The sequence below is a fragment of the Streptomyces sp. BR123 genome (assembly GCF_013401435.1).
In the GTDB taxonomy this organism is placed as follows: Bacteria; Actinomycetota; Actinomycetes; order Streptomycetales; family Streptomycetaceae; genus Streptomyces.
This window is the reverse complement of the sequence record NZ_JACBGN010000289.1, coordinates 1-9,025: the sequence shown is the minus strand read 5'-3', so window position 1 is coordinate 9,025 and position 9,025 is coordinate 1. Positions and strand designations below refer to the sequence as shown.

7 protein-coding genes are annotated in these 9,025 nt (G+C 71.6%); 3 read left to right on the top strand and 4 right to left on the bottom strand.

Features of this window, described 5'->3' with window-relative positions:
* Window positions 1–281: 281 nt before the first annotated feature.
* From HYE82_RS30035 to pdhA, 3 genes are read right to left on the bottom strand one after another with little or no spacing between them, the layout of a single operon-like run.
* The gene (locus HYE82_RS30035; protein ID WP_309144495.1) at window positions 282–1,724 is read right to left on the bottom strand and encodes a dihydrolipoamide acetyltransferase family protein; all 1,443 of its coding nucleotides are present in this window, start codon (window positions 1,722–1,724) and stop codon (window positions 282–284) included.
* 11 nt (window positions 1,725–1,735) lie between these two features.
* Complete coding sequence (locus HYE82_RS30030; RefSeq protein ID WP_179177341.1) at window positions 1,736–2,716, bottom strand: alpha-ketoacid dehydrogenase subunit beta; 981 nt, start codon at window positions 2,714–2,716, stop codon at window positions 1,736–1,738.
* 2 nt (window positions 2,717–2,718) lie between these two features.
* Window positions 2,719–3,924, bottom strand: a complete 1,206-nt coding sequence (gene pdhA, locus HYE82_RS30025) for a pyruvate dehydrogenase (acetyl-transferring) E1 component subunit alpha (RefSeq protein WP_179177340.1) — start codon at window positions 3,922–3,924, stop codon at window positions 2,719–2,721.
* Between the two features lie 323 nt (window positions 3,925–4,247).
* Between pdhA and HYE82_RS30020 the strand changes: the two genes are divergently transcribed.
* Window positions 4,248–4,910 carry a response regulator transcription factor gene (locus HYE82_RS30020; RefSeq protein ID WP_179177339.1) on the top strand — a complete coding sequence of 221 codons (663 nt, stop codon included), beginning with the start codon at window positions 4,248–4,250 and terminating at the stop codon, window positions 4,908–4,910.
* A 76-nt stretch (window positions 4,911–4,986) separates the two neighbouring features.
* On the opposite strand, the gene HYE82_RS30015 is transcribed toward HYE82_RS30020, so the two are convergent.
* Window positions 4,987–6,606, bottom strand: a complete 1,620-nt coding sequence (locus HYE82_RS30015; protein WP_179177338.1) for a protein kinase — start codon at window positions 6,604–6,606, stop codon at window positions 4,987–4,989.
* A 229-nt stretch (window positions 6,607–6,835) separates the two neighbouring features.
* Here HYE82_RS30015 and HYE82_RS30010 point away from each other — a divergent pair, with 229 nt between their 5' ends.
* The gene (locus HYE82_RS30010; protein WP_179177337.1) at window positions 6,836–8,512 is read left to right on the top strand and encodes a protein kinase; all 1,677 of its coding nucleotides are present in this window, start codon (window positions 6,836–6,838) and stop codon (window positions 8,510–8,512) included.
* Between the two features lie 257 nt (window positions 8,513–8,769).
* A partial coding sequence (locus tag HYE82_RS30005; RefSeq protein ID WP_218783230.1) for a hypothetical protein occupies window positions 8,770–9,025 on the top strand: 256 nt, incomplete at its 3' end.

Below are 9,025 nucleotides of genomic sequence, written 5' to 3'. Positions count from 1 at the left end.
CACCGTGCGCGAGCAGCGCACGGTGGACGGCGGCGCGGTCGAGGTCGGCGGCGTCTGCGGTGGCAGCACGGAAGATCATCCCTGGATGATGACACCGGGTGTCGTCCACGGCCATGAGTTTCGGGGCCGCCGCCCACCGCGGCCGGGCAGCCGCCGCCGACCGCCGACGGCCCACGGCAGAGGCCCACCGCCGACCGCCGAGGGCCGATGGCCGACCGCCGATGGCCGGCCCCCTCGACAGGGGACCGGCCATCGGGCGGTGGAGCGGGGAGAGCGGCCGGCTACTGCCAGGTGATCAGGCGGCGCGGGTTCTCCAGTACGGCGGCGATGTCGGCCAGGAACTTGGAGCCGAGCTCGCCGTCGATCAGGCGGTGGTCGAAGGACAGCGCCAGGGTCGTGACGTGGCGCGGCTTCACCTTGCCCTTGTGGACCCACGGCTGCAGCTTGATCGCGCCGACCGCGAGGATCGCGGACTCGCCGGGGTTCAGGATGGGCGTACCGGTGTCGACCCCGAAGACGCCGACGTTGGTGATGGTGAGGGTGCCGCCCTGCATGTCGGCCGGGGAGGTCTTGCCGTCGCGGGCCGTGGCAACCAGCTCGGACAGGGCCCGGGAGAGTTCCGGCAGCGTCTTGGCGTGGGCGTCCTTGATGTTCGGGACGATCAGGCCGCGGGGGGTGGCCGCCGCGATGCCCAGGTTGACGTAGTGCTTGAGCACGATCTCCTGGGCCGCCTCGTCCCAGGACGCGTTGACGTCCGGGTTGCGGCCGACGGCCACCAGGACCGCCTTGGCGATGAGCAGCAGCGGGTTGATCCGCAGCCCGGCCAGGTCGGGGTCGGCCTTGAGCTCCTGGACCAGCTTCATCGTCTTCGTGATGTCGAAGGTGATGAACTCGGTGACGTGCGGTGCGGTGAAGGCCGAGCCCACCATGGCCTGGGCGGTGACCTTGCGGACGCCCTTGACCGGGATACGGGTCTCCCGGACGCCCGGCACGGCGGCGGCCGCCGGGGCGGGCGCCTCGGCCGGAGCCGGAGCGGGGGCCGGGACCGCGGCCGGGGCGGCGGTCTGCGGGGCGAGCGCGGCCGCGGCGGCGGCGTGCACGTCCTCGCGGGTCACGATCCCGCCGTCGCCGGTGGGCACCACGGCAGTCAGGTCGATGCCGAGGTCCTTGGCGAGTTTGCGCACCGGCGGCTTCGCCAGCGGCCGCTCGCCGACGGCGGGCGCGTGCGCGTGCCCGCTGCCGTTGAGGGCGGGGGCCGGGGCCGGTGCCGGGACGGCCACCGCAGCCGGAGCGGCAGCGGCCGCCGGGACGGCCTTGCGCGGGCGGCGCTTCGTCGAGGACTGGGCGACGCCGTAGCCGACCAGCACGGGCTGGCGGCCCTCGGGCGCGGCCTCCTCGGCCGGGGCCTCGGCCGGGGCGGCCGGAGACGCAGCAGCCGCAGCAGCCGCGGCGGTCGGCGCCTCGGCGGGCGCCTCGGACGCGTCGCCGGTCTGCACGGAGATGATCACCTGGCCGACATCGACCGTGGTGCCCTCCTCGAACAGCAGCGCGTGCACGGTGCCGTCGAACGGGATCGGCAGCTCCACGGCCGCCTTCGCGGTCTCGACCTCGCAGACGACCTGCCCGTCGGTGACGGTGTCACCCGGCTGGACGTACCACTTGAGGATCTCGGCCTCGGTGAGGCCCTCGCCCACGTCGGGCATCTTGAATTCGCGGATGGTCACGGGGGCTCTCCTCAGTACGCCAGCGAGCGGTCGACGGCGTCGAGCACCCTGTCCAGACCCGGCAGGTATTCCTCCTCCAGGCGGGCCGGCGGATACGGCGCGTGGTAACCGCCCACGCGCAGCACCGGCGCCTCCAGGTGGTAGAAGCACCGCTCCGTGATGCGGGCGGCGATCTCGGAGCCCACGCCCAGGAACACCGGTGCCTCGTGGACGACCACGAGCCGGCGGGTCTTCTCGACGGAGGCCTGGATGCCGTCGAAGTCGACCGGGGACATCGAGCGCAGGTCGACGACCTCCACCGACTTGCCCTCCTCGGCCGCCGCGGCGGCCGCCTCCAGGCAGACCTTGACCATGGGGCCGTACGCGGCCAGCGTGAGGTCCGAGCCCTCGCGCACGACCCGCGAGGTGTGCAGCGCGGTCGGGATGGCGTCGGTGTCGACCTCGCCCTTGTCCCAGTAGCGCCGCTTCGGCTCGAAGAAGATCACCGGGTCGTCGCTGAGGATCGCCTGCTGGAGCATCCAGTAGGCGTCGCTCGCGGTCGACGGCGAGACCACCTTCAGGCCTGCGACGTGCGCGAAGAGGGCCTCAGGGGACTCCGAGTGGTGCTCGACCGCGCCGATCGCGCCGCCGTACGGGATGCGGACGACGACCGGCATCTTGACCTTGCCCAGGGCGCGGGCGTGCATCTTCGCGAGCTGCGTGACGATCTGGTCGTACGCGGGGAAGACGAACCCGTCGAACTGGATCTCCACGACCGGCCGGTAGCCGCGCAGGGCCAGGCCGACGGCCGTGCCGACGATGCCGGACTCGGCGAGCGGGGTGTCGATGACCCGGTCCTCGCCGAAGTCCTTCTGCAGGCCGTCGGTGATCCGGAAGACACCGCCCAGCTTTCCGACGTCCTCGCCCATGATCAGGACCTTGGGGTCCGTCTCCAGGGCCTTGCGCAGCGACTCGTTGAGCGCCTTCGCGATCGACATCTTCTCGACAGCCATGATCAGTTGCCCTCCTCGAACGAGGCGAGGTAGGCGGCGAACTGGGCGCGCTCCTCGTCCACCAGCGCGTGCCCGTCGGCGTAGATGTTCTCGAAGATCGCCATCGTGTCCGGGTCGGGCATGGTGCGCACGGCCTCGCGGACCCGCTTGCCGAGGGCCTCGCTCTCCGTCTCCAGCGACTCGAAGAAGGCCTCGTCGGCGGCGCCGGTCGCCAGCAGGTGGGCCTTCAGGCGCAGGATCGGGTCCTTCGCCTCCCAGGCGGCCCGCTCCTCGTCCCGCCGGTAGCGGGTCGGGTCGTCGGAGGTGGTGTGGGCTCCCATGCGGTACGTGAAGGCCTCGACGAGCGTCGGGCCCTCGCCCTGCCGGGCCCGCTCCAGGGCCCAGCGGGTCACGGCGAGGCAGGCCAGGACGTCGTTGCCGTCGACCCGGACGCCGGGGAAGCCGAAGCCCTGGGCGCGCTGGTACAGCGGCACGCGGGTCTGGCGCTCGGTGGGCTCGGAGATCGCCCACTGGTTGTTCTGGCAGAAGAACACCACGGGCGCGTTGTACACGGCCGAGAAGGTGAACGCCTCGTTCACGTCGCCCTGGCTGGACGCGCCGTCGCCGAAGTAGGCGATGACCGCCGAGTCGGCGCCGTCCTTGGCCACGCCCATCGCGTAACCGGTCGCGTGCAGCGTCTGCGAGCCGATGACGATCGTGTAGAGGTGGAAGTTGTTGGTGTTCGGGTCCCAGCCGCCGTGGTTCACGCCGCGGAACATGCCCAGCAGGTTGGTGGGGTCGACGTCGCGGCACCAGGCCACGCCGTGCTCGCGGTACGTCGGGAACACGTAGTCGTCGTCGCGCAGCGCACGGCCGGAGCCGATCTGGGCGGCCTCCTGGCCGAGCAGCGAGGCCCACAGGCCCAGCTCGCCCTGGCGCTGGAGGGCGGTCGCCTCGCCGTCGAAGCGGCGGGTCATGACCATGTCGCGGTACAGACCGCGCAGGTCATCGGCGGTGATGTCGGAGACGTAGGGGAGGAAATCCGCGTTCTGCGCGTTCTCCACCCGGTCCCCTTCCGGCGTCAGCAGCTGTACGAGCTGGGGCTCGGTGCTCTGCGCGGTGGCGACAGCCTTCGCTGCGGGGCTCTTGGAGGCGCTCGCAGCGCCTGCCGCCCGCTTGGTGCCGCTGCTGCGTCGCGGCTTGCGCGCGGCAGTGCTCTCCACGGTCACGTGTTGCTCCTCCGTCGTTCCGGCTCCCGGGTTCTCCGGGGTCCAGTGCGGCTCACCTGGATCCGTACCCGCGCACGGGGTGGGTGCGGCCGTGTACGGGATTCAGGCGTGACAGGTGCCCCGGCGACAGTCCTGCGCAATCACGTTACCCAGTACTGCGCATAACTGCGAAACCCCACTTGACCTGCGTTTTTGCTTGGATTTCCAAGTAAATCCGCAGAGCGGGGAACAAGCACTGGTCACAGCCTTGCAGGGGCCGGAACAACCGCACGTTATCCCGGGTAACGACCTCTGGGAAGGGGTGAGTGTGTGAAACTGAGTTCGTGCACGAAGACGGAAAAATCAAGGTATTCCTCCTGGACGACCACGAAGTGGTACGGCGCGGCGTCCACGAGCTCCTGTCGGTCGAAGAGGACATCGAGATCGTCGGAGAGGCCGGCACCGCCGCGGATGCCCTGGTTCGGATCCCCGCCGCGCGCCCCGATGTGGCCGTCCTCGACGTGCGCCTGCCGGACGGCAGCGGGGTGGAGGTCTGCCGCGAGGTCCGCTCGCAGGACGAGGGGATCACATGCCTGATGCTGACCTCGTTCGCCGACGACGAGGCCCTCTTCGACGCGATCATGGCCGGCGCCTCGGGCTACGTGCTCAAGGCCATCCGCGGCAATGAGCTGCTCGGCGCCGTACGGGACGTGGCGGCGGGCAAGTCCCTGCTGGACCCGGTGGCCACGGCCCGGGTGCTGGAGCGGCTGCGCGACGGCCGCGCCGGCCGCGGCGACGACCGGCTGGCCGGCCTGACCGAGCAGGAGCGCAGGATCCTCGACCTGATCGGCGAGGGCCTGACCAACCGGGCCATCGGCGAGCGGCTGCACCTCGCCGAGAAGACCATCAAGAACTACGTCTCCGGCCTGCTGTCCAAGCTGGGCATGGAGCGCCGCTCGCAGGCCGCCGCGTATGTGGCCCGCCTGCAGGCGCAGCGGCGCGCCTGACAAGCAGACGAACGGACAAGCCGGCCGCATTGAATTCCGCGGAACCGGATCTATTCAGTCCGGTTCCGCGGTGCGTTCAGTTCGTTCCCTCCAGCGGATTCGGCTCCACCGGCCCCCCGGACGGGGTCTTCACCGGCGACGCGGACTTCGTCGGCGGCGCCGCGCTCGACTTCGTCACCGACGGAGTCGGGCTGGTGATCGACTGCGTCGGCGAGGGGCTGCTGCTCTGCGTGTTCTTCGGGCGGGACGGCAGCGGCGTGAAGTCGTCCGACGGCCGCGAGGAATTCGACGTGTCGTTCGACGGCGTGTTCTGCGATACCGACGGGGTGTCCTGCTTGGCGCTGGAGGAACTCTGGACGACCTGCGGACTGTTGTCGTTGCCCTTGGTCTTGCTGCCGACCGAGCTGACCGCGTACGCCACCCCGCCCGCGATCGCGATGACCGCGAGGACGGCGAACAGCCACAGCTTCCAGCGGCCGCTGCCGCGGTCGTCGTACTGGTTGTAGGGGTCATAGCCGTCATAGCCGTCGTGGCCGCCGTGGCCGCCGTTGGCCGGGGCGCGCCCGTGGGTGTCGTACCCGCCGCCGGGGAAGGCCGTGCCGTCGTCCGGGTTCAGCGGCGGCACCATCGGCTGGCGGAACTGCGAGGTCGTCGCGTGCGCGGCGTACTGCTGCGGGCCGCCGGCCGGGGCGACGGGCATCGCGGTGGTGGGCGCGGCGCCGCCCCGCCCGTGCGGCAGGGCCATGGTGACCGGGCCGGTGTTCCAGGTGCCGGTGTTGGGTCCCTGGTCCTGGAGCATCTGCAGGGCGTACTGGACGAGCCCGCGCATCTCCTCGGCGCTCTGGAACCGGTCGTCCGGGTCCTTGGCGAGAGCGCGCATGACCATGCCGTCGAGCTCCTGCGGGATGTCCCCGCCCTCGGGCAGCTGCGAGGGCGGGACCGGCGAGTCCTGGACGTGCTGGTAGACCACGGACAGCGGGGTCTCGCCGGTGAACGGGGGCCGCAGCGCGAGCAGTTCGTACAGCAGGCAGCCGGTGGCGTACAGGTCGGAGCGGTGGTCCACGGCCTTGCCGAGGGCCTGTTCGGGCGACAGGTACTGCGGGGTGCCCATCACCATGCCGGTCTGGGTCATCGTCGACTGGGCGCCGTGCAGGGCGCGGGCGATGCCGAAGTCCATCACCTTCACTGCACCGGTGTCGGTGATGATGACGTTCGCCGGCTTGATGTCGCGGTGCACGATGCCGTGCTGGTGCGAGTAGGCCAGCGCCTCCAGCACGCCGGAGACGATGATGAGGGCCTGCTCGGGCCCCGGAGCCTCCGCACTGATGAGGAGGTCGCGGATGGTGCGGCCCTCGACCAGCTCCATGACGATGTACGGGACCGTGTTCGGGCCGACCTTGTCCTCACCCGAGTCGTACACGGCGACGACGGCATGGTGGTTCAGCCCGGCGACCGACTGTGCCTCACGCGTGAAGCGGGCCTTGGAGACGGGGTCCTCGGCGAGATCGGGGCGCAGCAGCTTCACGGCGACGGTCCGGCCCAGCCGGACGTCCTCGGCGGCGAACACCTCCGCCATGCCGCCGCGGCCCAGGCGGTGGGTCAGCCGGTAGCGGCCGTCGCCGACCAGGCCGCCGGCGCCCCAATGCTCAGGACCGTCTGCCATCCCGGCGCCGCTGTCCTCGGGTTCGGGTGCCATGAGTCCTCGCCGTCGTCTCTCTCGGCCGCCGCTGAGCGGTAGGTCCATTTCGTGTGCTCCGGTGAACGCTACAGCCTCGGAACAGGTCGCCGTTCGGACAATGGCTCGTGGTGGCCTTGTCGTCACGGAACGCGTACCTGGCTTGACGTGTGCTTGCCCTCCGGCAGACTTGGCCCGACATGCGCTCAGCCAGACGCGTAGGGACACACCCCGAGGGGAAGCAACAGTCATGAGCCAGGACGGCAATCAGGCCCAGTACGCGGGCGGCTCTCTGGCCGGTGGCCGTTACCAGCTAAGGGACTTGCTCGGTGCGGGCGGCATGGCGTCCGTCTATCTGGCGTACGACAGTGCGCTCGACCGGCAGGTCGCCATCAAGACCCTGCACAGCGACCTCGGCCGGGAAGCCTCGTTCCGCGAGCGGTTCCGCCGTGAGGCCCAGGCTGTTGCGAAACTGTCGCACACGAACATCGTCTCGGTCTTCGACACCGGCGAGGGCGAGGTCACCTTCCCCGACGGCCGGAGCGACGCGGCGGTCATGCCGTACATCGTCATGGAGTACGTGGAGGGCCAGCCGCTCGGCTCGGTGCTCGCCGCGGACGTCCGCCAGTACGGGGCGATGCCGGCCGAGAAGGCGCTGAAGGTGACGGCCGACGTGCTGGCCGCCCTGGACACCAGCCACGAGATGGGCCTCGTCCACCGCGACATCAAGCCCGGCAACGTGATGATGACCAAGCGCGGCGTGGTCAAGGTGATGGACTTCGGCATCGCCCGCGCCATGCAGTCCGGCGTCACGTCGATGACGCAGACCGGCATGGTCGTCGGCACCCCGCAGTACCTGTCGCCCGAGCAGGCCCTGGGACGCGGCGTCGACGCCCGCTCCGACCTGTACTCGGTCGGCATCATGCTGTTCCAGCTGCTGACGGGCCGGCTCCCCTTCGACGCCGACTCGCCGCTCGCGATCGCGTACGCCCACGTCCAGGAGGAGCCGGTCGCGCCGTCCTCCATCAACCGGTCGCTGACCCCGGCGATGGACGCACTGGTGGCGCGGGCCCTGAAGAAGAACCCGAACGAGCGCTTCCCCACCGCGGCCATCATGGGGGACGAGATCGCGCGGGTCCTGGCGGCCGGTCAGACGGGCAGCCCGGCCATCGTCGCGGGCGCCCCCGCCGGCGGCAGCGGGGCGGGCGTCGGCTCGACCGTGTTCCCGCCGCTGGACTCCGGCTTCCAGGCGCCGACGGCCCAGCAGGCTCAGCAGCCGTACGCGCCGACGCCGGCGCCGGCCCCGTACGCGCCGACCCCGCCGCCGATGGCGCAGACGCACGGTCAGGGCGGGTACGCCTACCCGCCGCAGCAGCCGGTGGCGCAGCAGTACGCGCCGCAGACCCCGCCGCCGTTCGCCTCCTCGCCGGCCGCCGCGCAGGCCTCGGCCGGCGGCGCGGGCGGCAGGAAGAACATGCCGGTGGTCGTGGGCGCGATCGCGGTCGCACTCATCGCCATCGGCGGCCTCGTCTACGCGGTCGTCAACAACGGCGACGACGAGGGCGGCAAGGACACCCAGGCCAACCAGCAGACCACGGGCGGCCAGGCGGCCGGCCCCTCCGGCTCCGCCAAAGCCGGGCACAAGGGGCCGGACACGACCCGCACGATCGACCCGAAGCTGTGCAAGGAGCCGTCCAAGCACTACAGCGACGCCGGCAAGGTCGTGGCGCCGGACTTCCGGTACAAGCACCTCCGCTCGGTGAAGGAGTGCATCCAGGCGGCGGGCTGGAAGTACAAGATCGAGAAGCGGGACGAGGCGGTCTACGGCGAGGACACGGTGCTGTCGCAGCTGCCCGAGGCGGGCGGCAAGGTCGACAAGGAGAACACGGAGTTCACGCTGATCGTCTCCACGGGCGATCCGCAGTAGGCGGCCGCGGTCCGGCACCCCGGTCCGGCACCCGGTCCGGCACCCCGGTCCGGCCGGGCTGATCGGCGGCCGACCTGCCGGTCCGGCTGACCGGACGGGTGTCCGCCGTTCGGCCCGATGTACGGGACACCGCATCCCGGGCACCCCGATGGGGCGCCCGGGATGCCCGCTTTGCCCCACCATGTGAACCTGAGCGGGACAGCTCGGCCATCCCCCAGGCACGTCCGGGGGGACCCCACGGATGGGAGGGGCTCCCCGTGGACCAAAGCCTCCGGGCGCCGCACCTGAGCCTGCGGGCGCCGCACCTGAGCCTGCGGGCGCCACGCCTGAGCCTGCGGGCGCCACGCCTGAGCCTGCGGGCGCCACGCCTGCCGGCCGCACGGATCCGGCACGCGCCCGCCGCATGGACCCGGCGCCTGCCCGCCGTGGCGGCGCTGCTCGCCGCGGCGCTGTCCCCCGCCGCCCCGGCCGCCTCCGCCTCCCTCTTCGCCGCGCCGTCCGCGCCGGCGCCCC

What these genes read in the sequence shown, in the direction of transcription:
- HYE82_RS30030 (WP_179177341.1), bottom strand. Translation starts at nt 2,716, where the DNA reads ATGGCTGTCGAGAAGATGTCGATCGCGAAGGCGCTCAACGAGTCGCTG.
- HYE82_RS30015 (WP_179177338.1), bottom strand. Translation starts at nt 6,606, where the DNA reads ATGGCACCCGAACCCGAGGACAGCGGCGCCGGGATGGCAGACGGTCCT.
- HYE82_RS30010 (WP_179177337.1), top strand. Translation starts at nt 6,836, where the DNA reads ATGAGCCAGGACGGCAATCAGGCCCAGTACGCGGGCGGCTCTCTGGCC.